We start from the raw sequence: 26,462 nt of genomic DNA, 5'->3' as shown, positions 1-26,462 counted from the left end.
TTTTTATTTCCTTACAAAATCATCTGTTTACGCTATATTTGTTATTTTGAGAAAAATGGATTACTTGGGGAATATAATGGAGGGGTTTGATGAAATCAGTAATGGAATCGGTCTTACTGGAAATATTGGAGAATGCATTTCAAAGGTTTGTTGTCGTTGATAAAGAATCGAACATAACTGGATGACAGATCAACCTTTGGGGCGCCATCCGTACATCGCGCTAGCGCCCTGCAGTATTTCTTCAATTGGGCGATTATCAGCACAAGATATACATAGTATAAGCCTCTTTTTTGTACAAGCAAATATGTAATTGAAAACATATAATACTTAAATAATGATAAAGGAGGTGATAAATTTGTCATGTGAAAAAAGGAAAATAAGATACTATCCCACGTTTAAAGCTTCCGACTGTACTCTTTCTTGTCCTCCTGAACCTACCGGTGCTACAGGAGAAACTGGACCTGCCGGACCTGCTGGACCTACCGGGGCTACTGGTACAACCGGCGCCACTGGAGCAACTGGAGAAACTGGACCTGCCGGACCTGCTGGACCTACCGGGGCTACTGGTACAACCGGCGCCACTGGAGCAACTGGAGAAATTGGACCTGCCGGACCTACCGGGGCTACTGGTACAACCGGCGCCACTGGAACAACTGGAGAAATTGGACCTGCTGGACCTACCGGGGCTACTGGTACAACTGGTGCCACTGGAACAACTGGAGAAACTGGATCTGCTGGACCTACCGGGGCTACTGGTACAACTGGTGCCACTGGAACAACTGGAGAAATTGGATCTACAGGAACTACCGGCGCTACTGGCGCTACTGGAGCTACGGGGACTACCGGTGATACGGGACCAACTGGAGCAGATGGATCTATTGGACCTACTGGTGCTGCTGGCGCAACCGGACCAACCGGCACTTTTGATCCTAACGCAAACATAGTCGGTGTAGGACCAAATGTAAGCTCGCAGTTTAGCGAATTAAGAGTCAGCCAAAGAACACCGTTAATTGAATTGACTTCCTCATATGGCTTATCCGATTTAAGAGACATTGTTACCGTAACTGGCGTTGGTTCAGTAGGAAGTAATAATAGCGAGTTCCAATTAACTACGATAGCAAGTGGAACAGATAGCGCCATCCTGCAAAGCTCAGAAAGAGGAAATTATGAACCAGGATATGCTGCTGAAGCAGGAATAGGTATCCGGTTGCCAGTTGCACCAACAGGAAACCAAGTGGGCAGATGGGGCATTTTTGACGCCCAAAATGGTATGCTCTTTGGTCAAGATGTACCCAATGGGATATTCGTAGCTATTAGAAGAGCAGGTGTTGATACTGTTATTCCTCAATCATCTTGGAACGTAGATCCGTTAAACGGAACAGGTCCAAGTGGGGAGAATCTTAATTTATCAAAAGGTAATATTTTTCAAATTGTATATACATGGTATGGGTATGGAGTAATTGAATTTAAAGTGGTTCTCCCTAATCCTACAACTTTAGCACAAGAAGTGATTACCGTTCATCGTTATTCCCCGACCGGGCAAACAAATCTTGCTGACCCTAATCTCCCTCTTCGTGCAGAAATTTTTAATAACGGTACGGCAGCTGCATTCAATTTATTTGTTGGAGGAAGACAATTTAGCATTCTAGGCGCATATAATCCGGTTTATCGTGTTACTTCTGACAGAAGAACTGTACTTGCTTTAGAACAGGATTTAGTACCAATTGTGTCTTTCCAAAGAAAAGCAGTCTTCCCGGCTGGTTCTGCTAGATCCAATTCAGTTAGTATAAAACTAAAAGGTGTTGATCTTGTACATTCGGCAGATATTTGCTACCAAGTCATATTAGGTGGAACCATGGATGGAGAATTTGTAAACTTTCCAACCGATAACACTAGTATCCCTCTATCGGAGACAGCCCTTACAGTTAATAACACTTTAACGACAATATCAGGAGGACAAGTGCTATTTCAAGGATTAGTAGCTGGAACTACTTCAGGAAGTGCTAGAATTACAACCTCTGACTTCTTACCCGATTTTCAATTACCGGATACTGAAACCATTACTCTAGCTGTATATAATTTATTCCCCGCTGTTAATGATGTTCATGGAATTTTTAGCCTGACCGAAGAATGGTAATGAATAATAGGAACGGGAGAGAAATAATCGTATTTTCATCTCCACTTCTTTAAATGTACAAGGTTAGTTAACTAAGGAAGAGTCCATGATATTACTGATTCCATGGACTCTTCCTCTATACATAAGAGGTGAAGTTGTAATTTAGGAACCTAAAAAACAAAGGGATGGCATTCAACTATAAATCTATGTTATCAAGTCCTTTTAAAGGAAACCCTTAAACGAAGCTTTCGTCTAAGGGTTTCCTACTACTAACAAGAGATTCAAAAATAAGATAGATTAATTTACGCAAAAAACTAATATACAAGGTTTACTATCAGAAGAAGAGCCCGTGGATTTTCCCCATGGGCTCTGCTTATTTTCGTTTAGTCTGTTTCAGTAGGATCGATTCTAAATATTTTTTATTTTGAAGGATTCTTGGATCATCTGGATTATACTGTCTTGCTTTTTCATTATGTTCGTTTGCAAGTTTGTGTTGACCTAATTGATCATAACAAACGCAAAGTTGTAAATGAGGTAGCCATGTCGCATATTTTGGATACTGCAAACCTAGATTATGACTAGGGAGCTTAATCTCAGTCGCTAGTTGATACCAAAATATCGCTGCATATAATTCTTTCTTTTTCAAGAAATAGAATCCTAGACGACAGCAAAATTCTGATCGAGGATGATCATATTGGAAAGATCGTAAAATGGACTCTAATTCTTTCTTATAATCTCCTAACGAAAAAAAACAATCCGCTAGTCTACTACAAGCTGAAATGTTATCTTCGACCCACCCTTTCTCTGTTAAGAGAAATTTTTCGTAATATTCAATTGCTCGTTCATACATTTGGTGGTCTTTTAATTCATTAGCAAAATAAAATAAATCACGAGCTGAGAACTCTACATTGTTAGCTAATTGCTTTTCATAAATAAGTAAATTTCGATTCGTATCATGATGTAAGCTTTTATGTGTGACCGCTACGTTGCTATGAAAGATCGTTCCAGCTACTTCTAAATATTCATGAACAGCCCCAATCCATTGAAAATGATTTGTTCGTTTCACTAAACGGTTCCGTTTAAGACTCGTTAATACATTTCCATGTTGATCGGTAGAAAGATTGTAGTCCATTGTCACAGAATCCGTTGTAAGATCTAAATTCATTTTTAATTCATTAAATTTTTCTTGATCCTTTGGTAAAAATACATCATCCGCATCCAACCATAAAATGAAATCTTTTGTTGCTTGTTGAAAAGCATAATTTCTAGCCTTTGCAAAATCATGCACCCATTCAAAATCATAAATACGTTGCGTGTACCTTCTTAACACCTCTTTCGTTTGATCGGTTGAGCCTGTATCCACGATGTTGATTTCATCCACAATATCTTTAACAGAATCTAAACAGCGGCCAATGGTATCTTCTTCATTTTTAACAATCATGCATAAACTGATTGTGACCATCTGCCCCCCCCTCTCTTTGTCAACCTAAATATATGTTTTAATAACTAGTCCCATAATTAATTCATCGTTTGAAAAATAAAAGTAAAACCTGGTTGAATCCTAGATTAATTTACGCATATATTCCTCTATTTTCAAAACAACTTTTTCGTACCGGAGTGACAAAGGGAAACTGTATAGACAATTCACCGATGGAGAATTTCTTCGGGCTTTTAAAGCAGGAGATGTATTATGGCGTGGCTCTTCGAACTTACGAGGAGCTTAAAAAAGATATCGAAACATACATCCATTATTACAATCACAAGCGTATCAAACAGAAATTAGCTGGCATGAGTCCGGTTCAATACCGTCTTCACACCAGCCAATCAGCTGCTTAATATAAAACTCTAACTTTCGGGGGGCACATCAAATTAACGGGGGTTTGACACTACTTCTTCAGCTAATACACCAAGTCGATCAAGAATAAATGCATAGCATTCAGCAGCTTCTTTCAAATGATTGAAGCGTCCGGACTTACCGAAATGGCCGGCGCCCATATTCGTTTTCATCACAATGACATTATCATCGGTCTTTAACAATCTAAGCCGAGCTACCCACTTCGCCGGTTCAAAGTAACCGACGCGTGGATCGTTAATGCCGGTCGTGATATACAAATGCGGGTAATCTTTCGCTTCAACATTGTCGTAAGGGCTATACGATTTCATATAGAAATAGTCTTCCGGTTTCCGAGGGTCGCCCCATTCATCCCATTCAAGTGTAGTAAGGGGAATTGTCGTATCAAGCATCGTTGTTACAACATCGACGAACGGCACTGCTGGAACGATTACTTCAAACAGCTCACCCGCCATGTTGGCTACAGCGCCTACTAACAATCCTCCCGCACTGCCTCCACGGGCTGCCATCTTACTTGGGGTTGTATAGTTATTCTCAATAAGATGTTTCGCCGCAGCGATAAAATCAGTGAATGTGTTACGCTTCTTCTGCATTTTACCGTCCTCATACCAACCACGTCCCATTTCTGATCCACCACGAACTTGTGCAGTGATAAACACGACACCTCTTTCGAGTATCGGAAGTCGATACGGGTCAAAGCGTGGATCACTGTTAGAGCCATACGATCCATACCCATAAAGAATCAACGGTGCAGGCCCATTATCGAGTGCTCCTTCGAAGTAAACAGCGGTCATTGGAACTTTCACGCCATCATCCGCTGTCGCCCATAGTTGCTCTTGGCGGAAACGAGAGCGGTCATAGTCACCGCTAACAGGTGCAACCTGCAAGCACTTCTTCTCTCCAGTTATTAGATCCAAGCTATAAGTCGTTTTTGGTGTGAGCAACGACTCGTATTGGATTAATACTTCAGTTGCTTCATAGCTTTGATTGGATAAAACCGCTACGGTGTATAGTGGCTCATCCCATTTAATCTGCTCCAATTTGCCGTCTTTAAGAACCCAAATTTGCGTCAGACCATTCTCCCTGCCTGCGACAAGAAGCGAGTCACGGAAGGGATACATAGCTTGAAGATAGCGAGCTTCGCTATGCTCAATAACAGTAGTTCGTGCGCTGAGGTCATCGAGAGAACAACGAAGCAACTTGAAGTTCAGTGCATTTTCATTCGTCAGGATCAGCAATTCATCGCCCCAATGCTCGACATCATATAAGACGCCTGGACGCCGTGCATCCAATAACTGTAACGAGGAGAGCGGTGAATCCGTATCGATCATGCGAGTCTCGTTCGTTGTTTTTGAATGCGAATGCACGAAAATGAATTTTTGACTCTGTGATTTGCTAATGAATAACGTGAACGTCGTATCGACCTCTTCGTAGACTAACTCATCCTGATCTACTTCAGTTCCTAAACGATGACGCCACAATCTGTAAGGGCGTTGGTGTTCATCCACCGTCGTGTAAAAAATGTATTCACCGGACCGGCTCCACTCCATGCTTCCGAATAAATAAACATTAGGAATCCGGTCAGGCAGCAGTTCGCCTGTTTCCAAATTCTTAATATGGATGGTGCATCGGTCTGTGCCGTCGCGATTCTCCAAATAAGCAAGAAGGGTCTGATCCGAGCTAAATCTTAATGCTGTCACACTTAAATATCCATCTTCAACAGCCAATTCGTTCAGATCGAGAACCACTTGTTCTTGTGCTTCGTTAAGTAGGTCGCGACTCGCGGCTTCCTTACGTGCATAGATAGGATATTGCTTGCTTTTATCCAAGCGAGAATAATAGAAGAATTGTCCATGCTGCACAGGAACATTTACTTCTGAATCAGGCACACGGTCAACCATGCTCTGATAAATCCTATTAGTTTCATCCTCAAGTGGCCGCATGATTTCTTCGAAATACTTGTTTTCTTCCTCCAAGTACTGGATAACTTCTGGATTGTCACGTTCATTCAACCAATAATAATCATCTTCACGCACATCACCATGTAATTCATGAGGATGGGGAATGCGTTTTGCTATAGGTGGTTTCAAGATTAAGCAACTCCTTTCGATATAATTAATAATTCGGCACAGGCCATCTGAATTCCTTCTTAATTCGACAATTTGATGTACTATTTGCATTTTCTATACTAAAATTACGATAATTGTAAAATAAGGAGCGACTAATATGACGAACATTTTACCCGAAGACCAACGTGAAGAATTGCTTAAAGTATTGGAAGCACGTTTTGAGAAAAATATGGACCGACATGTGGGGATTAGTTGGGCGAAAGTGCAAGCAAAGCTTGAAGCAAATTTAGAGAAACTCTGGGTGCTTAGTGAAATGGAAAGAACAGAAGGGGAACCGGACGTTGTAGAGTATGATGAGAAGACGGATGAATATGTTTTTTATGACTGCTCAACTGAAAGCCCAAAAGGTCGCAGAAGTGTTTGTTACGACCAAGAGGCTCTTGAGGCAAGGAAAAAGCATAAGCCGGAAAATAGCGCAATGAATATGGCCGCAGAAATGGGTATTGATCTTTTAACAGAAGAACAATACTGGAAGCTGCAGAAACTTGGAAATTTCGATTTAAAAACATCCAGTTGGGTGAAGACACCTGCAGATATAAGAAAGCTTGGCGGGGCCATTTTCTGTGACAGGCGTTATGATACTGTTTTTACATACCATAACGGCGCAGATTCTTACTATGCAGCAAGGGGCTTTCGGGGATCATTAAGAATTTGATTGGAAAATTACTTTTAAAATGTTTAATATTACCACGTGAAAGGGAAAAAAAGTCCATGAATGACTTTGTTTTCCCTTTTTTTGAATTACATAATTTTATGGTTTTATGCAAAGTGCACAAAGAATTGTTGGAATGGGCTTTTAATGAAAAAATATTATGCACAGTACATAGTCAACGCTTGTACATTTTGTTTAATAGGTATAAAGACGTTTTAAATAAAGCTATGTATAATCAGTGTTGTTAAATAAAAAACCGTTTTAGATAATCATAACAAAATGACAATCTGACATCTTTTCTTCAGTAGTAAAAATGTTAGTATTGGGCAAAATAAAAATATCTATTATTACGGTACCGAAAGGGGTAACGCAAATGTCAGCAGTAAATGATGGTGTCGATACAAAAGCCATTCAGATAGAAAACACCACGAAAATGGATGAATCATTGCATCCAAAATCCGACAAAGAAAGAACTGTTGACCCAAAACACTACGTTTTCATGTGGATGGGCGACGGGGTTAACTTAGGAAATATGACGTTAGGCGCCAGCGTAATTGTTGCGGGAATCGCAACATTAAACGTCTACCAAACAATTCTTGCAGCTTTGATTTCAATTGCAATTATTTCAACTGTTTTCGCTTTAAATGATCGTCTTGGCTATAGAGAAGGTATTCCATACGTTGTTCAGCTTAGAATGTCCTTTGGGGTAAAAGGAACAGTCATTTCCTCATTATTACGCGGAATACCTGCTATCGTCTGGTATGGTGTTCAAAGCTGGATTGGCGGAACCGCCTTAAATGAAATTGCGAAGATTCTTACAAATGGGTCTTTCGATAATATTGTTATTTGCTTCATAGCTCTTCAGATATTCCAGATTATCCTTTCGCTATTCGGCTTCCATGCGATTAAATGGGTAGAGACGGTTGCATCTGTTGTGTTCATGATAGCACTTGTGTATGTTTTCGGTCTTCTTGTCACGTCGCATATGCCTGAGATTTCCCAAAACTGGGTACAGGTTGAAGGTTCATGGGGCTTGCCGTTCTTCGGGCTTATCATGGTGTTCTTAGGTAACTATGCAGGTATCTTCGTTAGCGCTGCAGACTATTCCAGAGAGCTTAAAACTGGTGTGAGCAATAAGAAGCGTGGAGCACTATATTTCGTTCCAATCACTGTTTCATACGGTTTAGTTATTGTCATCGGAGCAATGCTCGCTGCTGCAACAGGTGTAACGAATCCAGCACAAGCACTTCCAATCATCCTTAATAATGACTATGTGTCCATATTTGTATCTGTATTTATCGTCGTTGCTGTAATTGCGACAAATATGGTGGCGAACATTATTCCGCCAGTGTATGTCATTACATTGCTGACGAAATTAAAATACAAACCTTCTGCAATTATTACAGGATTGCTTGCTTTAGGTGCATTCCCTTGGTTGCTTGTACAAGAATCGTCGGCAACTGGTCTGAATATGTTTATTCTTATCTATTCTGCATTTTTAGGACCAGTTATTTCCATACTGCTCGTCGAGTATTATATTTTGAGAAAACAAAGAGTGAAAACTGCTGATTTGTACAATGATGAAGGTCCTTATAAAGGATATAACCCAGCAGGTTTGCTTGCTATGTTTATTGGTGCAGGTGCGGCGTTTATAGAGGTAGAGCTCGCGTGGATCATTGGGGTTGTAGTCTCAGGAATATCTTATTATCTACTGTCTAAATATGCCTTTAAAGGTTCAAGCTTTAAAAAGGGAACAATTTTCGATAAGTAATGTTTCTTTTCTTTATTCAAATTAGTCTACGTCTTGCTAACTTTCATGACAGCTTTCTATAAAAATAGCGGTTTGGTTTTAGCCACTTTGAACAATCAATAGTTCAAAGTGGCTAATTTAGTATGTGTGGTCGTCTACTGTCAACAAAATAATACCTATTTTTTGGTTACATGTACTAACGACTATGGGTATGAAAGTTTGTATACTAAACGTGCAAATAGGAAGTCGTCCTTTATTTTTAGTAGTTTCCAAAAATAACTGCCAATACATCTGGATGATTGGGACACAATAGAATGCATGAGTATAGCCAATTTGAATATAGAAAAAAGAGGTTTTCCCATGGAAAATATAAATCGAGAAGAATTAAAGGACTTAGGATACAGTGAAGATATCCTACCAACTAAAGAAGAAGAGCGGAAATGGAGTATTGGTAACTTTGCAACAGTATGGATGGGCGCAGTTCATAACATTCCGAACTATATTGCGATTGGTGGACTGTTTGCATTAGGTCTCTCGGTTGGACAAGTATTCGGCGCAATCATCGTTGCTTCTATTGTTTTATCGGTAATGATGGTGTTAAACGGGCATGCGGGTTCAAAATACGGATTGCCGTTTTCCATGTTGGTTCGTCTATCTTATGGAACTAAGGGTGCGATAATTCCTGGCGTATTACGTGGGGTAATTGCAGGAATCATGTGGTTTGGATTTCAAACCTATGCAGGAAGCCAAGCCCTGTCCATTTTAATAAGTAAACTTTGGCCGACATATTTAACATTGGGTGGCGACTGGAATCTTTTAGGATTGTCATTGCCTGGGTTAATTTCATTCTTGATCTTCTGGTTATTTAACGTTGCATTAATTTACGGTGGTATGGAAGTATTAGGGAAGTTCACGAATATCCTTTCACCGCTTGTCTATATTGTTTTTGGTGGTATGGCGATTTGGGCCATTAATTTGGCTGGAGGCATTGGACCGATTCTCGCCTATACAGGCACCGGCGTTGAAGGCAATAAAGTAATCATCTTTGTGGCAGCCGTTACCGCGGTGTTAGCTGCTTGGGCTGCGCCGATGGTGAACGTGTCAGACTTCACAAGATTAGCCCGCTCAACGAAAGACCAAGCTATCGGTCAGACATTAGGCCTCGTTGTGACCTATCTTCTATTTGCGGTAGCAAGTATTTCGATTATTGTTGGATCTGAAATTGCATTCGGAACGCCGATTTGGAACGTTTTGGACGTTGTTGCTCGATTTGACGGCATGTTCGCCATTGGAATTTCAGTACTTACTCTCTGTTTAACAACATTATCTGTTAACGTCACAGGTAATATCGTTCCAGCAGGTTATCAGCTTGCTTCATTGTTCCCGAAAAAGCTTACATTCAAAACAGGTGCATTGGTAGCAGCGGTAATCGGGATACTTGTAATGCCTTGGAAGTTGATGGAGAACGCAACAAGTATCTTCCTGTTTTTGAACATCGTTGCTGGGCTGCTTGCACCAGTTGCAGGCGTCATGCTTGCACAGTATTTCGTTATCTCAAAAACGAACATCAACCTGAAGGAATTGTATTCAGGTGAAGGTAAATTCCCGCGTACCAAAAATGGTTTTAATGTGAATGCGATAGTCACTACAGTTGTTGCCGGCGTCATTTGTCTAATTGGTAACTTCGTACCGTTTTTCAAACCGCTTTACGATATCTCCTGGTTTGCAGGATTCATCTCAGCGTTCGTTCTCTATTGCATCCTTGAGATGTATAGTCAAAAAAGAGGTTAAACTTGAACGAAGTGGGGAATTTCAGAAAGAACATAGCTAAACCTTTGAACTTGTGTTGTATTTTGTCTATATAGACAAATTTTTATAAAATTACTTTCATAATTCTGAAAAGAGGTAATCACAATGACATTCGATTTGGTAATTAAAGGCGGAAACGTAGTTTTACGTGATGGAGTTTATAAAGTTGATATTGGGATCAGAGATGAAAAAATCACATGTATCGCAGAAACAATCACCGAAGACGCAAAAGAAGTAATTGACGCAACTGGTCAATACGTCATGCCAGGAATGATCGACACACATGTTCATATCAGTGAACCAGGACGTACAGAATGGGAAGGTTTCGAAACAGGCTCCAAATCATTAGCGGCAGGTGGAACAACAAGCTATGTTGAAATGCCATTGAACGCCCTACCAGCAACGACTAATAAAGCAGCGTTGGATCTTAAACTAGAAGCGGCTATTGATCAGAACTATGTAGATTACGCATTTTACGGCGGTCTTGTACCCGGAAACGTTGACAAGTTAAAAGAAATGGCTGATGGTGGCGTTCTTGCTTTCAAATGCTTCTTATCAGATATTACAAGTGATATTCCTGACGATTTTATCAACGTGGATGACTTCACATTATACAAAGGCATGCAAAAGTTAGCTGAGTTGGATCAAATTCTATGTATTCATGCAGAAAATGGAGCTGTACCTTCGGGATTGGCTAAGGAATTTGCAAGAGAAGGCAAAAATTCCGGAGTAGAATACGCAGAATCACGTCCAATCTTCACAGAAGTGGAAGCTGTACAACGTGCAATCCTTTTCGCTAAAGAGACTGGTTGTAAATTGCATCTTGTTCATATCAGTACTTCAGAGGCAATTCAGACAATCATACAAGCGAAAAGAGAAGGTGTAGATGTAACTGTTGAATCATGCCCTCACTACTTTGCTTTTACAGCTGAACAAGTGGATGAAATTGGTCCGAAGGCAAAATGCCAACCACCGATCAGAAAAGCAGAAGACCAAGCGAGATTATGGGATGAGCTTTTAGCTGGCAATATTGACTGGCTAACATCCGACCACTCCCCATGTACTGAAGACTTAAAACAAGGTACACTTTGGGAAGCTTGGGGCGGAATTAGTGGAGCACAAAACAATGTAGACCTAATGTTTGACCTATCTGTTAAACAACGTGGCCTACCAGTTCATAAATTTGTTGAATTGATCGCAACGCATCCAGCTGAGCGCTTCAATATTCCACAAAAAGGTGAACTTGCTGTATCAAAGGATGCCGATATTATCTTAGTGGATCCGAATCAGTCATACACTGTGAAAAGGGAAGACCTCTACTATAAAAACAAACATAGTGCATATGAAGGTAGAAAAATCGACTGCCGTGTAACGAAAACCATTGTACGCGGACATGTTGTATTCGATTTGGAAAAAGGTATCCAAGGAGAGCCAATCGGAAAATTGATTTCCTCGAAATAAATAAAACAAAAATCCCCAATCCGATATGGTTGGGGATTTTTATTAACTATTTTCAACTTCATCTTCTTTCAAGATTGAGCCTATGACAAGTGCTACGCGAATTCGTAAAGAGTCGGAAGGATCTCGAAGTGAGCAGTTAAGCAGCTCTTCTGTTTTCTCAATCCGATATTTCACGGTATTACGGTGAACGAATAATTTCCTCGACGTTTCCGAAAACTCACATTGGGAATCCAGGTAAACCTGAATAGTTTTCACTAAATCCTGATCGTCCTTTGTTTTTGGATAAGCCAGTGATTTTAATGTGTTTTCGTAAAGTGCTTTTAAATCTTTCCGAGGTAACGTATTCAATAATTCTTTTAAGTCCCTTGTTTTATAATGTTTGATAAAACCTTTTAAGTTCTGGTCGTATCCAGTCAATATCGCCTCTACAGCTTCATCATAAGCTGTCGGCATATCTTTAAGGGGCTGTACAGAATGGCTGACACCGAAGGATAGTGTGAATTCACCTTTGAAATTTGCTTGAACATTTTCGATGAATTTCGTAATCGTATCAACTTCCTCTTCAGTGTATCTTGGAAATTGTAAAACCATGACGAAATACTTTCCTTTTGTGAATAAAGTTGCCTCTAAATTTGCATGAATAAGTTCATCTTCAAGTTGGTCGTAAACGCTATTATGCAGTTCTCCGACCTTTTTTTCGTATAACTGCAAGGTTTCGTATATATCGCCATCTGCATCAATCGTACAAATAACACAGACATTTTCCAAATCCTTTACCAATCCATAATAGTTTGCACGGCTTATAATTTCTTCATCAGATTGAATTTTCATTTCGATTAAATCTGCAAAAAAGTTATTTTTCAATAGCCTTGAATTTTCTTCGATCGCCTGTTCTTTTATTATTGTGAAAGAAATAACATTGCCCGCTTGTTCAATTGCCATTTGAGAAGAAGGGTATGGCAATGTGAGTGAATCAAAAATGACAAGCATGCTTGGATATTGGCGCTTCGTTTGAACCGGGAAAGTGGAAATGGATTGTTGTTCATGAGATGGAATCGAAAAAGTGGTTCCTTCCCGTGCAGAGGATAAGTCCTCTTTTACCTTTTCGATAATTTCCATTTCAATTTTTTTCATTGATTCTTTTAAGAAATGATGGCTTTGAGCGATCTTTTCGCCCCTATGATTCAATAGGAGAGCTGGGCGTGCCAAGGAATGACCCAGTCGTTCCAATAGTGCGGCTAAACTATAGCCTTTAATGAGCATATTAGAAAATTCTTTTTGAATATGAAGGGCATAATACAATTGTTCAGTTTCAGCGTCGTTTAAATAATTCAAGATGTGGCGAGAGACATCACCCAAGGTGTGATTTGTCGGTAAATCAATTATTGGAAATGCCAAATCGTCAGCAAGTAATCTTACTTCCGCTGGCAATTCGTTGAAGAAACGGTTGATCTTGATCACAAGTCCAGAACAATTCAAGTCATGCATTTGTTGAATTAACTCACAGAATTTCTCTGGATCATCTTTAAACGCATAACCAGTTGTAAGAAGAAGATGGTTATTAGACAAGAAGTTGATGACATCGGGTGTATCGGAGATATTAACGAATTGTACATTTCTCGTGAGCCCGCGATGACCTGCCAACACTATACCTTCTTTCATCCCTTCTAAAATTAATAAATCATTTATTGTTTTCATTTAGATACCTCTTTATAAAAAAGTTTTTCATAATGACAGAAATGAAAGTGTTGATATCATTTTACGTTAAAAGTGAACAAAAATCAAAGCATAAATTAGTCATGTTAAACAATGACATTAATTAAGAAAAGTTGTAGACTTGAATAGTTAGTGAAAAAATGTGGGAAGTCATAAAATGGATATTATCTTAATTCTGGGGTGAAAATATTGTATTATTCAATGGGTGAAAACACCGACCATACCGGACCATTTACATTGACTGCACTAGCAGCAAGTGGTGATATACATCAAATCCTGAATGAATGCCCAAAGGGACGTGTCCACAGTGTTTTTAACAGCAGTTTTAATTTGGCCTTTGGCGAACACCTTATCCATATCGGTGCACTTCCAAATGGATTATCACCATTCGGAATTGGTCTAAGCGAGGAAATTGCCCTGTTTCTTACAAAGCTTGCACATGCAAGCGAGGAAGTTTTTTGGGATGTTAGATCGCAGTCAATCATCTTTCCAAAAGGGCTTTGGCTTTCGCTCAATCAAGTGAATTGGGCGAATCATAAGGTGCAGCCGGTTGTATACCAGTTATCATATATAAAAACAAATGCTGCATTCGTTGCCGACAGGCTACTTCAAGACGATTGGCAAACGGGTCTCGGTGATAATGAAGAAGAAAAAAAGCAAATCATTCATTATCTATTAGATTCCTCAAACTCCCATGGGGATAGTATCATTTTCGGTAAACTATCAAGTTTGATGAAACTTGTACGCAATGAGGAAGATATCGAAGCTGAAGAAGTATTCGATTACTGGATCGGCAGAGGTCTTGGGCTCACCCCGAGTGGAGATGATGTCATTACAGGAATTTGCGCAGTCCTTTCTGCTTTTGAGGGGATTGATCAAACGTTTATCGGAAAACTTAAATCCTATTTGGATGACCGTGGTCGAAAACGTACAACGGATATCGCTTTAGAGTATCTTCTATATGCAACTGACAATAAGTTTCATTCACATCTTCAAGGGATATGTTCTGTTTTGAACCAACCAATGGGATCTGAATTAATTGAGGCTCTTGATGAATTGAAGAAAATCGGACATACATCTGGCGCCGACACATTGTTAGGCGTTTTAGTAGGTATTACCTCAGTTGTTATTCACAAAAAAGAAAGGTGATTGTTATCAAAGAGTTAGCTAAATCAAGTAACTGGATTTCGGGCTTACAATGGCTCTTTTTTATTTTTACAAATATAGTTGTTATCCCGATAACTGTCGGTGCTGCTTTTGAACTTTCGCAAGAGACAATTGTTAATATGCTGCAGTTGTCATTTGTCGTAACAGGTCTTGCGTGTATCATTCAAGCCTATTTTGGACATAAACGTGCCATTATGGAAGGTCAATCCGGACTTTGGTGGGGCGTCATTTTAACACTTGTAACAACAGCTGCGGCTCAAGGTATGCCTTTGTCTATACTTGGAGGCAGTTTAACGGTTGGAATAATCATTGTTGCGATTCTGACCTTTTTGATTGGCGTAACTGGGGTTGGACCACTTATCGCTAAATTATTTACACCAGCAGTAATGGGTGTATTTATGTTTTTATTCGGATGTCAATTAATCGGTATCTTTTTAAAAGGAATGCTTGGTATCCCGTTCGGAAACCAATCCGGAGGTGCACATATCGATGTACCAGTTTCTTTACTTTCGATTGTGATTGCAACGTTGGTCATCGTGATTAGTGTGAAGGCCCCGACAAGCATCCGTCGATATGGGTTACTCATTGGAATTATCGTTGGATGGGTTATTTTCGCGCTTATCTTCAGGCCGGAAAGTGCCATCAGCGAAGCGACATCGTTTAAACTTGAATTATTCCCGTTAGGAAAGCCTGCATGGGATATGGGAATTATCATTACAACTGTCATAGCTGGTTTATTAAACGCGGCAAATACATTTGGTGCGTTAAAAGGTACGGAAAGTATGTATAAGGTGGAAACGACTAAATCCGAGTATAGAGCGTCGTTCACAATTACAGGTGTTTTCACTCTGATTGCAGGTATTTTTGGTCTTGTACCAAATTCACCTTACGTGTCATCGATTGGTTTCTTAAGTCAGACAGGAATTATAAATAGAATTCCGTTTGTTCTTGGTGGTCTTATGTTCCTTGTAATGGGACTTATCCCACCAATCGGCCACTTTTTCTCTCAACTTCCATTAAGCGTCGGTAGTGCAGCATTGTTTGTCTCCTATTTACTGCTCTTAAATTCTTCTTTTAATTTCTTTAAAAATGTTGAATTTAATACAGTCAATGTGTATCGTTCGGCAATTCCGCTGTTTGTCGGGATTGTTATTATGACGCTGCCTGCGACTTATTTCATCACGGTTCCAAGCATTATCCGTCCAGTACTAAGCAGCGGACTACTTGTGGGGATTATTCTTTCACTCCTATTGGAAAATCTTATCAAATGGGATAAATACGGTGTGGAAGATCAAGAAGAAATCGAGTTGTCCAATAAACAATAAAAAAAGATGGGGGATAATGTAAAATTTTCCTCCATCTATTTTTGTATTTTGGCTTACTTTAAATGATCGTTTAAGAAGGTAAGTACTTCATTGAAAGCATTTTGCACAACGGGAAGTTCCCAGTCATTATCGAATTGGTGCTTGCCTTCAGGAATGGTAATCAGTTTTCCTTCGATTCCATTTTCCTGTAAACTTTCTGCAAAGAGGACGGCTTGTTCGTAAGGGACATCCTCATCATTTGTTCCGTGAAGGAGCAAGGTTGGTGGGTAATCAGCATGAATGTTGAAGAGTGGGGAGTACTTTTTGAGTTTGTCTTTTTCCAAAAACGGGATAAGTCCACTTAACTCCTCAATCCAAACACCGTGCTGCCTGGCATGCATATAAATAGCGTATCGTTTTTCGATTGGGCCAACGGAAATGATGTCCTTAGACAAAAGCATTTTTGCAAGTTCTCTTGGCACGTTTGTCATGCTTGTATAGTGCGGGCTTGGCTTCACCGCCCAATCCCCAGTAATATCCCCATACCCATAAAACGAAACGATTGTTCTTGGTTTGTTTGTCAAAGTTCCGGACAGAAGGGCAAGGTATCCACCAGCAGAGCTACCGATAACGGCAATTCTTTCCGAGTCATAGTCAAACTGGTTTACGCCCTCGTTTTTGACCCAGAATAGGGCATCATCAATATCATCTTTGATATCAGGTAATTTAGATTCCGGGGCCAATCGATAATCAATGGAAAAGATATTAAAACCGGCTTTATGAAAAAACTCTATCTGCGTTTGGTTAATATCTTCCCTGGAACCCCATATTAGACCGCCACCATGAATAAAGACAATGAGCGGTCGTGATTTCTCACTAACAGCATAGAAATCACCTTTAAGTTCAAAATTCTGTCCTTGTTTATATACAATAGTTGTTTTCAACACGATGTCACTCTTCTCTTTAATGGTATTAAATAAATCATATCAGTTTCATTTAAAGACGGAAAGGAATGCGTCAAATGGAATTAAAGATCAAAGATCTACTGGCCATGGAGCCAATGAAAAATGCGGAAATAATAGCAGGACAAGCTTTCAATGACAACGTAATCCAAGGCGTCACCATAATGGAAGGCCCCGACATAGCAGATTGGATAAAAGGCGGTGAAGTAATCTTAACAAGTCTATACTCGATAAGAAACTTTACCGAAAATGAACTAAAAGAATTCATCGGGAAATTGGCAGCAAAAAGAGTAAGTGCTCTGATAATTAAAAAGTTTAACCCAGAGTTTATCGAACAATTACTTGCAATTGGCAAGAAATATAGAATGCCCATTATCGAGCTTCCAAACAGCGTTCCATTCGTCGATGTGATGTATCCCATCATGGGAGAGCTTTTCAATAATCAGGTAATAAAGCTCCAATACTATAAAGAGATTCACGATCGTTTTACAGCTCTATCGCTTGCGGGTGAAGGATTAGAAAAGATTATCTACACACTCGAAGAGTTGATTGGAAATCCTGTCGCATTATTTGATCGGAATTTTAACCCGATTATTTCAACATATCCTAATCTCGAAAAGTTCCAAATGGTAGAGAAAGTTCACTTTTACGAACAGACCTCAGGGATTAAATATCCCCATTACCGGCAAATCGTAAAATACCCTGAACAGAAAAACATAGGGCATCAAATTGTTGTTCCGATTGATACTCTTAACCATAACAAAATGTATCTCCTAATCGGGGAAAATAATAACTCTTTAGGTGAACTTGATTTAATCGCTGTGGAAAATGCAGTAACCTCCTTATCTCTTGAATTAATGAAACAATTTGCAGTAGCAGAGGTTGAAAAGAAATATAAGAACGATTTGATTGAGGAATTGATAAGTGGAAGATTCCAATCGATGGAAGCTGTCTTTGAAAAAGCGAACGTTATCGGGTGGGATCTTACCGGTGCGTTTACGACAGTCCTGTTTAAGATAAATCGTAGTGAAGATGGCGTTATTAAACAGAAAAGCGGACTCTCCGACAGAAACCATTTTGTTGTGAGCGAAGCAATCCATCATTACTTGCCGAATGGCATTATATCAACTAAAAGCAACCTATTTATCATTCTCTGGAAAGTAGAGAAAATAAGCAAGAATGATAAGTCAGTAATAAATGAAATAAAGAAAATCGCACTATCCATCCAAACGTTAATAAAACGTCAAATTAAAGATATCGATGTTCAAGTTGGGATTGGAAATGCGATTGACGATATTTCAGGAATCCGAAAAAGTTACAGAGAAGCTCACGATGCATTGGATTTAGGTGCAACATTGAATGGATTAGCCTCGATAACGACATTTTCCGAATTAGGCATTTTTAGGCTGCTGCGGAATATTGAAGATGCATCTGCCTTAAAACAGTTTATTCCCCAGTCTCTTGGGGAATTACTAGCATATCAACAGGCGAATCATGCAGACTTACTGAATACATTGAAAATATTTTTAGAATGCAATCAAAACGCTGCGCAAACAGCCAAACAGCTATTTGTCCATTATAAGACTGTTGTATACCGTTTAGAGAGGATTAAAGAAATAACAGGCATGGATTTTGACGATTCTGAAGAAATGTTATCTGTAAGGGTTGGTCTTAAAATTCATGAATTGATACAACGTAAGAACTGAGAATATAGACTTTTCGAACTAAAGTGTTTTTTATCCTTATAGGATAAAAAAAACTAAAATCTTTATCCTCTTATGCCAAAGACTATTTCGGTTGTAATGACTACAATTAATAGTGGAGCTAATAGTCCATCCGTGAACGAAGATTAATTCGTGCATACTATCTGCATGAATTACAAACAATATTGAGCGTTATCTAATAATGCATTGAAAAAACATAGCGGAAAAGGGTGGTGAAATAGATTGAACGAAACACCGAAAGATATTATACAAAAACTGGATGTTTTAGCTGAAGAAACTGATAGTAAGCTTAAATGGCTATCAGGATTCGGTAAAGATTCGGAAGGTGGAGTTACTCGTTTACTCTATACAAAAGAATGGGTGGAAGGTCAGAACGCCTTAAAGGAATGGATGGAAAGCGAAGGCCTTGAAGCTCGATTTGATGAAGTCGGAAACTTATACGGAACATTAAAAGGTAAAAATACAGAAGAAACGATCTTGACCGGTTCCCATGTTGACACAGTGAAAAACGGTGGCCGTTTTGATGGTGCATATGGTGTTGTTGCCGGAATCATCGCATTGAAATATTTGAAAAAACATTTTGGTGAACCAGTAAGAAACATCGAAGTTGTTTCGATGGCAGAAGAAGAAGGAAGTCGTTTCCCTTATTCTTTCTGGGGTTCTAAAAATATAGTAGGAATCGCAAAACGTGAAGATGTTGAAATAATTAAAGATTTCAACGGCGTTCCGTTTGTCGAAGCGATGAGAAATGCAGGCTTTGACTTCAGAGACGAATCCAAAGGATCTCGCAAAGACTTGAAAGCTTTCGTAGAAGTCCATGTGGAACAGGGAAGCGTCCTTGAAACCGAAAAAATTGACATTGGTGTAGTGAACAATATTGTCGGTCAAAGAAGATATACGATCGAATTGACAGGCGAAGCAAACCATGCCGGCACGACGCCGATGGGTTACCGTAAAGACGCAATGTTTGCAGCGAGCCATATGATTCACGAAATTATTTCTATGGCTATTGAGATTGGCGATCCACTCGTAACGACAGTCGGAAAAGTTGAAGCTGTTCCAAATATCGTTAACGTAGTTCCAGGGAAGGCAATCTTTACAATCGACGTCCGCCATACGGATAAAGATGCGATTTTGTCCTTTACGGAAAAAATGACAGCAAGAATGCAGGAAATCTCAAAAGATCATGGTGTTGAGATGAACATCGATCTTTGGATGGACGAAGATCCAGTTCCAATGGATCAAAGAGTAGTTAATCTTATCGAGAAGCAATGTAAGGAAAATGGCTTTAATTATAAAGTGATGCATAGCGGAGCAGGACATGACTCACAGATTTATGCTCCTGTTGTCCCAACAGCAATGTTGTTTGTTCCAAGCTTGAAAGGAATCAGTCATAATCCAGCTGAATTTACTGAGCCTGCTGATTTGGCTGAGGGCGTCAAAGCGCTTATCGGTGCACTTTACGAATTAGGCTATAAAGAATAAGGAATTGTAGGTTAGGCGCAAGCCGAATCATTATATAGAGACGAAGGAGAATGTGAAGATGGGTTATCCAAAAGACTTATTATCAAGCAGATCTATTATTAAGCCAGGGCAATACGCTCTAATCGCTCCAGAAGGATTAGTGAATAATGTCATCCCTGGATTTGAAAATTGCCGAATCTCTATTTTGGGTTCACCGAAACTTGGCGCAAGCTTTGTAGACTATATGGTCACAATGCATGAAGGTGGCAAAAACAGCGAAGGTTACTGTGGAGAAGAAGACGTGCAATGCTTCGTTTACGTTATTAGTGGGAAAATTAAAGCAAAAGCGGACGATCAAGAATTCATTCTTGAAGAAAGCGGCTATTTATACTGCCCTCCTGGTGTGAAAATGTATTTGGAAAACATGGAGTCTGGCGATTCACGTCTATTCCTTTACAAACAAAAACACAATCCTCTTGCAAACGGCCGTAAGCCATGGGTCGTATCAGGTCATGCTAACGAAATCGAATATATGGACTATGATGACATGCATAACGTTCACCTGAAAGATCTATTGCCAATGGATCTTGAATTCGACATGAACTTCCATATTCTTTCATTTGATCCAGCAGCAAGCCACCCATTCGTTGAAACACATTACCAAGGCCATGGCGCATACTTATTATCTGGTGAAGGTATGTACAACCTTGACAATGAGTGGATCCCAGTTAAAAAAGGCGATTACATTTTTATGGCGCCATATGTGCATCAAGCAGCGTATGCGGTTGGTAGAGAACCGTTGACATATGTTTACTCCAAAGACTGCAATCGTGATGCATCACTATAATTTACAGACTAAAGAGGTGTCATGATGAGAGTTAGTAGAGATGAACTAAAAGATCTAATCAAAACAAAACTTCATAAGGCTGGTTTGAAAGAAGAGCATGCTGATGTAGCGGCAGACGTTCTAACGTTTGCGGACGAAAGAGGCATTCATTCCCACGGAGCAATTCGTGTGGAATACTACGCAGAGAGAATCGCTAAGGGCGGTATGAATGTTAACCCGGATTTTAAATTCGAAAAAACAGGCCCAGCAACTGGCGTATTTCATGGCGATGGTGGTAACGGCCATACAGCGGCTAAATTAGCTATGGACGAAGCCATCAAAATGGCAAAAGAAAGCGGAGTTGCCATCATTGGTGTTAAAGATATCTCTCATAGCGGAGCAATCTCTTATTTCACAAACCAAGCGGCAAGTGCAGATCTAATCGGATTCTCAGTTTGTCAATCGGATCCAATGGTTGTTCCTTTCGGAGGCGCAGAGCCTTACTACGGAACAAACCCAATCGCCTTTGCTGCACCAAGCAGTGATGGAAGAATGATTACATTGGATATGGCAACAACTGTACAAGCCTGGGGTAAAATTCTTCATGCACGTTCTAAGAATGAGTCAATCCCTAATACATGGGCAGTTGACGGCAATGGAGAACCAACGACAGATCCATTAAAAGTGAACGCGTTATTGCCAATTTCAGGTCCAAAAGGTTACGGATTGGCGATGATGGTAGACGTTCTTTCAGGAATCCTTCTTGGACTTCCATTTGGTAATAAAGTTTCCTCAATGTATGAAGATTTATCGGCATACCGGAAACTTGGTCAATTGCATATTGTCATTAATCCAGCATTCTTTACAGGTTTAACTAGTTTCAAAAATGACATCACACAATCGATGGAAGACTTGAATCAAATCAAACCTGCACCGGGCTTCTCAAAAGTTCTTTACCCAGGACAAAACAATGATGTTGTCATTGAGAACTATAAAGAGAACGGCATTGAAATTGTCGATGACATTTACGAGTATTTAAAATCTGATGTCATCCATAATAATCAATACGACCATAAAAATCCATTCGCTGAATAATATTCACTATTTGAGTAGATAACGGCTGAAAAACTTAATAGGGGTGTGTGGAGTGAGAGTTAGTAGTGAGCAATTGAATGAGTTAATTACAACAAAGTTGCATAAGGCAGGCTTGACAGAGGACCATGCTCGTGGAGTTGCAGACGTGCTTGTTCATGCGGATGCAAGAGGAGTCCACTCCCATGGAGCAATGAGAGTTGAGTATTATGCAGAGCGAATTGCTAAAGGTGGATTGAACGCAAATCCAAACTTCACATTTGAAAAGACAGGTCCTGCAACAGCTGTTTTTGATGGCGATAACGGTGTAGGTCATGTCGTTGCAAAGTTAGCAATGGACGAAGCGATACAAATGGCAAAAGAAAATGGAGTAGCGGTAGTCGGTGTAAAAAGAATCGGTCACAGTGGTGCACTTTCTTATTTCGTCCAACAAGCTGCAAATGAAAACTTAGTTGGTATTTCACTATGCCAATCTGACCCGATGGTCGTTCCTTTTGGTGGATCTGAGCCATATTACGGAACAAACCCGATTGCATTTGCGGCGCCAGGCAAAAACGGCCAACATATCACTTTCGATATGGCAACAACTGTTCAAGCTTGGGGTAAAGTTCTTCATGCTCGTTCAAAAAATGAATCCATTCCTGACACGTGGGCTGTTGATATCGAAGGAGAGCCTACAACCGACCCATTCAAAGTTAGTGCTTTAGTTCCGATTGCTGGACCGAAGGGTTATGGACTTATGATGATGGTAGACGTCTTATCTGGAATTCTGTTGGGACTTCCATTTGGAAACAAAGTTTCTTCAATGTACCATGATCTTACTGAGTACCGGAATCTTGGACAGCTACACATCGTTATTAATCCCGAATACTTTGGCGGATTAAGCACATTCCAAGAAGGCATTGCTACAACAATGCAGGACCTAAATAATATTAAACCTGCTCCAGGTTTCGATCACGTATCTTATCCTGGTCAAAGAAGTGCTGAACGTGAAAAGCAATACGCAGAAAACGGAATCGAAATCGTGGATGACATTTATGAATACCTAATTTCAGACGTTGTCCATAACAATGCATATGATCATAAAAGCCCTTTTGCAAAGTAAGGTTGAAATATAAAGGGTGGTCATGCCAAATGGCCACCCCTTTCCTGTGTCGATTTTTAAAAAACTAAAGAAAAAATAAACAAAGAGGTGCGTGAAAACATGTTATATACAATCGTCAAACAGAACTCCTACCAGGATTCAGTTAACCTAATGCTTCTCACAAACAAAATTTCAACAATGGACGGCATCATCAAAGTTCAAATCATGATGGGAACACCTGCCAACAAGGATATCCTCAAGGCTGCAGGCCTTTTCACTGAAGAACTTGAAAGTGCTGCGTCCAACGATATGTGTATCGTTGTCGATACAGAACAAGAAGAGAAAATCCAAGAAGTACTCGACGAAGTGGATAACTATCTAAGCAACCAAGCAATTAGCGCTGGTAAAGAAGCTTTCGAAACAGTTAACTCATGGGATAAAGCTGTAAATGCACTACCTGATGCAAATATTGCTATCATCTCAACACCTGGCCAATATGCTGCTGAAGAAGCGGAAAAAGCACTTGACCGCGATATGCACGTCATGATTTTCAGTGACAACGTAACGACAGAAGATGAGCGCCGCATTAAAGAAAAAGCTCATGAAAAAGGTCTTCTTGTAATGGGTCCTGATGCAGGTACAGTAATCGTTTCCGGTGTTCCTTTAGCATTCGCAAACGTAGTGAAAACAGGAAAAATCGGTGTTATCGGAGCTTCTGGAACAGGTATCCAAGAAGTAACGACTGAAATCGACCGTTTAGGCGCAGGCGTTAGCCATGCAATTGGTACTGGTGGACGCGACCTTTCTGACAAGATCGGTGCAATCACAATGTTGGATGGCCTTAAAGCATTGGCGCAACATAATCAAACAGAAGTGATCACACTTGTTTCTAAGCCCCCTGCAAAAGAAGTTCGTGATGAAGTTGTACAATTGCTACACAGCATTTCTAAACCGGTTGTTGCGATTTTCCTTGGAGAAGAGCCACATAACCATGAAGGAAATGTGTACTATGCAAACACGCTTGAAGAAACAGCAGCAATTGCTGTCGATCTTGTAAAAGGCAATCCAATTAAACCAAATTACAACACGCTACATTCAGATGTGCCTGAAGTTGACTTGAAGTTAGAACAAAAAACGATCAAAGGTCTATATTCAGGCGGTACGCTTGGGTATGAAGCAGCTACGTTGATCAGCAGAGGCTTGAACCTTGGAGAAACTGACCATGGCCAAGCTGGTTACCTTCTAAATGCGGACGGTTTTGAAGTAATTGACCTTGGTGATGATATTTACACACAAGGAAAACCACATCCAATGATTGATCCAGATACAAGAATCCAATTCTTCCAAAAAGCTGCTCAAGACGAATCAACAGCAGTCATCCTATTTGACCTTGTTCTTGGCTATGGCGCACACGAAGATATGGCTGGCGCATTGCTTCCAGGCATCGAAAAAATCCAACAAGAAACAAAAGCAAATGGCAAAAACATTTACTTCGTTGCAACTGTTTGCGGTACGGATCAAGACCCACAAGGCATCGATGAGCAAAAGGCGAAACTAAAAGAAGCTGGAGTTATCATTCGTGATAGCAACAACCAAGCTACTCTTACTGCTTTAGCAATGCTTGGCATTCAAGTTGAAGAAGGAATAAAAGAAGTAACTCCAATGAAAGAAGCAGCTACAAATGCTGACTTTACTGTTTCAGAAGCAATCCAGAAACTATTGTCTGAAAAACCTAACGTTGTTAACGTTGGTTTGAAGAGCTTCACTAATTCGGTTACTGCAAACGGCGGCAGAGTTGTTCAATATGACTGGCGTCCAGTTGCTGGCGGAAACCCAAGACTACGCAAAATCTTAAGCCTTCTTAAATAATAAACAAAAGCGGAAGCGCCTGTTTAGGAGCGACAGGCATAAGACGACTTGGCGAAGAGGCGTCTTTTGCCTCACAGCCAAATCGGCTTATGACCCGAACTCATAGGCGCTGCAGCTAAATGGCTGAAGCTTTAAATAGGTAATCTTTATAGAAATATTGATTTTTCAGGAGGAAACCACAATGTACGGACAATTTAAAACAATTGATGAAGCAAACCGAGCGGTTATCGATAAAATTGTATCAAGCGCACCATTTTTAAATGATGTAGTGCCAGCGAAATCAGTTATTGAAGAATTAAACGGGAAAGTATTACTTCATGCTGGACCGCCTATCAAATGGGAAAACATGACAAGCCCAATGCAAGGATCATGTATTGGTGCTACATTATTTGAAGGCTGGGCAACGAATGCTGATGATGCACGTACTATGCTTGAAAACGGCGAAATCGAATTTATTCCATGTCACCACGTAAACGCAGTAGGTCCGATGGGCGGAATCACATCCGGAAGCATGCCTGTTCTCGTTGCGGAAAATCGTGACGGCGGAAACCGTGCATACTGCACAATGAATGAAGGAATTGGTGCAGTACTTCGTTTCGGTGCTTACTCAGAGGAAGTAATTAACCGTCTAAACTGGTTCAGAGATGTTCTTGGACCAACACTATCTAAAGCTCTTAACATTAAAGGTGACGGCCTAAACGTCAACGTTATGATGGCGAAAGCAATTACAATGGGTGACGAATTCCACCAACGTAATATTGCGGGATCACTTATCTTCTTAAAAGAAATCGTTCCATACATCCTACAAACAGATGTAGATGAAAAAGACAAGCAAGACGTTATCCAATTCCTTGCTGACACAGATCAGTACTTCTTGAACATTGCTATGGCTTCCACAAAAGCAGTAATGGATTCGGCAAGACAAATCCAACATGGTACTGTTGTAACAGCAATGTGCCGTAACGGATATGAGTTCGGAATCCGTATCGCTGGTATGGGTGACCAATGGTTCACAGCACCGGTTAATACACCACAAGGTCTATTCTTCACAGGATACGATCAAGACATGGCTTGTAAAGACATGGGTGACAGTGCAATCACTGAAACATTTGGTGTTGGTGGATTTGCAATGATCGCTGCTCCTGGCGTAACACGCTTCGTAGGTGCTGGCGGTATGGATGATGCAGTTACGACAAGTAACGATATGATGGATATTTGTATCGATCACAACCCGAACTTCTCCATACCAACTTGGGATTTCAAAGGTTCTGCCCTTGGAATCGACGCTCGAAAAGTTGTTGAAACTGGAATCGAACCGATTATTAACACAGGTATCGCTCACAGAGAAGCTGGCGTTGGACAAATCGGTGCGGGTACTGTTCGTGCTCCATTGGCTGCATTTGAAAAAGCAATCGATGCATATGCAGTGAAACTTGGTTTAATCGAAGCAGAATAATGAAATTGATTTGGAGAGGAAATGGATTT

19 protein-coding genes and 1 pseudogene are annotated in these 26,462 nt (G+C 40.2%); 15 read left to right on the top strand and 5 right to left on the bottom strand.

Going from position 1 to position 26,462, the window contains the following annotated elements; translation table 11 throughout:
• Window positions 1–384: 384 nt before the first annotated feature.
• On the bottom strand, window positions 385–1,053 hold the full coding sequence (locus tag ACFPZG_RS13490) for a hypothetical protein (protein ID WP_381427608.1): 669 nt from the start codon (window positions 1,051–1,053) through the stop codon (window positions 385–387).
• On the opposite strand from ACFPZG_RS13490, the gene ACFPZG_RS13485 reads away from it, so the two are divergent.
• Complete coding sequence (locus ACFPZG_RS13485) at window positions 1,016–2,137, top strand: hypothetical protein (RefSeq protein WP_381427606.1); 1,122 nt, start codon at window positions 1,016–1,018, stop codon at window positions 2,135–2,137. The two genes, ACFPZG_RS13490 and ACFPZG_RS13485, sit on opposite strands and share 38 nt — an antisense overlap.
• A 352-nt stretch (window positions 2,138–2,489) precedes the next feature.
• Here the strand turns inward: ACFPZG_RS13485 and ACFPZG_RS13480 are convergent, their stop codons facing one another.
• Window positions 2,490–3,578: a tetratricopeptide repeat-containing glycosyltransferase family 2 protein gene (locus ACFPZG_RS13480; protein ID WP_283734022.1), complete on the bottom strand. Its 1,089-nt coding sequence runs from the start codon at window positions 3,576–3,578 to the stop codon at window positions 2,490–2,492.
• 161 nt (window positions 3,579–3,739) lie between these two features.
• On the opposite strand from ACFPZG_RS13480, the pseudogene ACFPZG_RS13475 reads away from it, so the two are divergent.
• A pseudogene (locus tag ACFPZG_RS13475) lies at window positions 3,740–3,952 on the top strand (IS3 family transposase); the annotation flags it as partial.
• Window positions 3,953–3,985: 33 nt separating this feature from the next.
• Here the strand turns inward: ACFPZG_RS13475 and ACFPZG_RS13470 are convergent.
• Window positions 3,986–6,058: a S9 family peptidase gene (locus ACFPZG_RS13470; protein ID WP_283734023.1), complete on the bottom strand. Its 2,073-nt coding sequence runs from the start codon at window positions 6,056–6,058 to the stop codon at window positions 3,986–3,988.
• A 136-nt stretch (window positions 6,059–6,194) separates the two neighbouring features.
• Here ACFPZG_RS13470 and ACFPZG_RS13465 point away from each other — a divergent pair, with 136 nt between their 5' ends.
• The 4 genes from ACFPZG_RS13465 (at window position 6,195) to allB (ending at window position 11,769) form a co-directional block, all read left to right on the top strand.
• A complete protein-coding gene (locus ACFPZG_RS13465; protein ID WP_317940984.1) occupies window positions 6,195–6,752 on the top strand; it encodes a DUF4256 domain-containing protein in 558 nt (185 codons plus the stop codon).
• A 370-nt stretch (window positions 6,753–7,122) separates the two neighbouring features.
• A complete protein-coding gene (locus ACFPZG_RS13460; RefSeq protein WP_283734024.1) occupies window positions 7,123–8,520 on the top strand; it encodes an NCS1 family transporter in 1,398 nt (465 codons plus the stop codon).
• 339 nt (window positions 8,521–8,859) lie between these two features.
• Window positions 8,860–10,290: an allantoin permease gene (allW, locus tag ACFPZG_RS13455; RefSeq protein WP_283734025.1), complete on the top strand. Its 1,431-nt coding sequence runs from the start codon at window positions 8,860–8,862 to the stop codon at window positions 10,288–10,290.
• A gap of 123 nt (window positions 10,291–10,413) precedes the next feature.
• A complete protein-coding gene (gene allB, locus ACFPZG_RS13450; protein ID WP_317940982.1) occupies window positions 10,414–11,769 on the top strand; it encodes an allantoinase AllB in 1,356 nt (451 codons plus the stop codon).
• 42 nt (window positions 11,770–11,811) lie between these two features.
• Here allB and ACFPZG_RS13445 read toward each other — a convergent pair whose 3' ends face one another.
• On the bottom strand, window positions 11,812–13,467 hold the full coding sequence (locus ACFPZG_RS13445; protein ID WP_317940981.1) for a PucR family transcriptional regulator: 1,656 nt from the start codon (window positions 13,465–13,467) through the stop codon (window positions 11,812–11,814).
• 207 nt (window positions 13,468–13,674) lie between these two features.
• Between ACFPZG_RS13445 and ACFPZG_RS13440 the strand changes: the two genes are divergently transcribed.
• Both ACFPZG_RS13440 and ACFPZG_RS13435 read left to right on the top strand, forming a co-directional pair.
• Complete coding sequence (locus ACFPZG_RS13440; RefSeq protein ID WP_283734028.1) at window positions 13,675–14,634, top strand: DUF2877 domain-containing protein; 960 nt, start codon at window positions 13,675–13,677, stop codon at window positions 14,632–14,634.
• On the top strand, window positions 14,631–15,977 hold the full coding sequence (locus ACFPZG_RS13435; RefSeq protein ID WP_317940979.1) for a uracil/xanthine transporter: 1,347 nt from the start codon (window positions 14,631–14,633) through the stop codon (window positions 15,975–15,977). The genes ACFPZG_RS13440 and ACFPZG_RS13435 overlap by 4 nt, the downstream gene beginning before the upstream one ends.
• Before the next feature lie 53 nt (window positions 15,978–16,030).
• Here ACFPZG_RS13435 and ACFPZG_RS13430 read toward each other — a convergent pair whose 3' ends face one another.
• Complete coding sequence (locus tag ACFPZG_RS13430) at window positions 16,031–16,900, bottom strand: alpha/beta hydrolase (protein ID WP_283734029.1); 870 nt, start codon at window positions 16,898–16,900, stop codon at window positions 16,031–16,033.
• A 77-nt stretch (window positions 16,901–16,977) separates the two neighbouring features.
• Between ACFPZG_RS13430 and ACFPZG_RS13425 the strand changes: the two genes are divergently transcribed.
• The 7 genes from ACFPZG_RS13425 to ACFPZG_RS13395 all read left to right on the top strand — a co-directional run bounded on the left by ACFPZG_RS13425 (window position 16,978) and on the right by ACFPZG_RS13395 (window position 26,433).
• The gene (locus tag ACFPZG_RS13425; protein WP_317940978.1) at window positions 16,978–18,624 is read left to right on the top strand and encodes a PucR family transcriptional regulator; all 1,647 of its coding nucleotides are present in this window, start codon (window positions 16,978–16,980) and stop codon (window positions 18,622–18,624) included.
• A 273-nt stretch (window positions 18,625–18,897) separates the two neighbouring features.
• Entirely contained in the window at window positions 18,898–20,127 is a 1,230-nt protein-coding gene (allC, locus tag ACFPZG_RS13420) for an allantoate deiminase (RefSeq protein ID WP_283734581.1), read from the top strand.
• A 58-nt stretch (window positions 20,128–20,185) separates the two neighbouring features.
• On the top strand, window positions 20,186–20,953 hold the full coding sequence (allE, locus tag ACFPZG_RS13415) for a (S)-ureidoglycine aminohydrolase (RefSeq protein WP_283734031.1): 768 nt from the start codon (window positions 20,186–20,188) through the stop codon (window positions 20,951–20,953).
• A gap of 24 nt (window positions 20,954–20,977) precedes the next feature.
• A complete protein-coding gene (allD, locus tag ACFPZG_RS13410) occupies window positions 20,978–22,027 on the top strand; it encodes an ureidoglycolate dehydrogenase (protein ID WP_283734582.1) in 1,050 nt (349 codons plus the stop codon).
• A gap of 52 nt (window positions 22,028–22,079) precedes the next feature.
• The gene (gene allD / locus ACFPZG_RS13405) at window positions 22,080–23,129 is read left to right on the top strand and encodes an ureidoglycolate dehydrogenase (protein ID WP_283734032.1); all 1,050 of its coding nucleotides are present in this window, start codon (window positions 22,080–22,082) and stop codon (window positions 23,127–23,129) included.
• A 99-nt stretch (window positions 23,130–23,228) separates the two neighbouring features.
• Window positions 23,229–24,977 carry an acyl-CoA synthetase FdrA gene (gene fdrA, locus ACFPZG_RS13400; protein WP_317940976.1) on the top strand — a complete coding sequence of 583 codons (1,749 nt, stop codon included), beginning with the start codon at window positions 23,229–23,231 and terminating at the stop codon, window positions 24,975–24,977.
• Between the two features lie 181 nt (window positions 24,978–25,158).
• Window positions 25,159–26,433: a YlbE family protein gene (locus tag ACFPZG_RS13395; RefSeq protein ID WP_317940975.1), complete on the top strand. Its 1,275-nt coding sequence runs from the start codon at window positions 25,159–25,161 to the stop codon at window positions 26,431–26,433.
• The last annotated feature ends 29 nt before the right edge of the window (window positions 26,434–26,462 follow it).

Origin of the sequence: Sporosarcina thermotolerans (assembly GCF_042658975.1) — a bacterium.
GTDB lineage: Bacteria > Bacillota > Bacilli > Bacillales_A > Planococcaceae > Sporosarcina > Sporosarcina thermotolerans.
The sequence above is the reverse complement of the archived record's forward strand: the minus strand, read 5'-3'. Positions and strand labels throughout refer to the sequence as shown.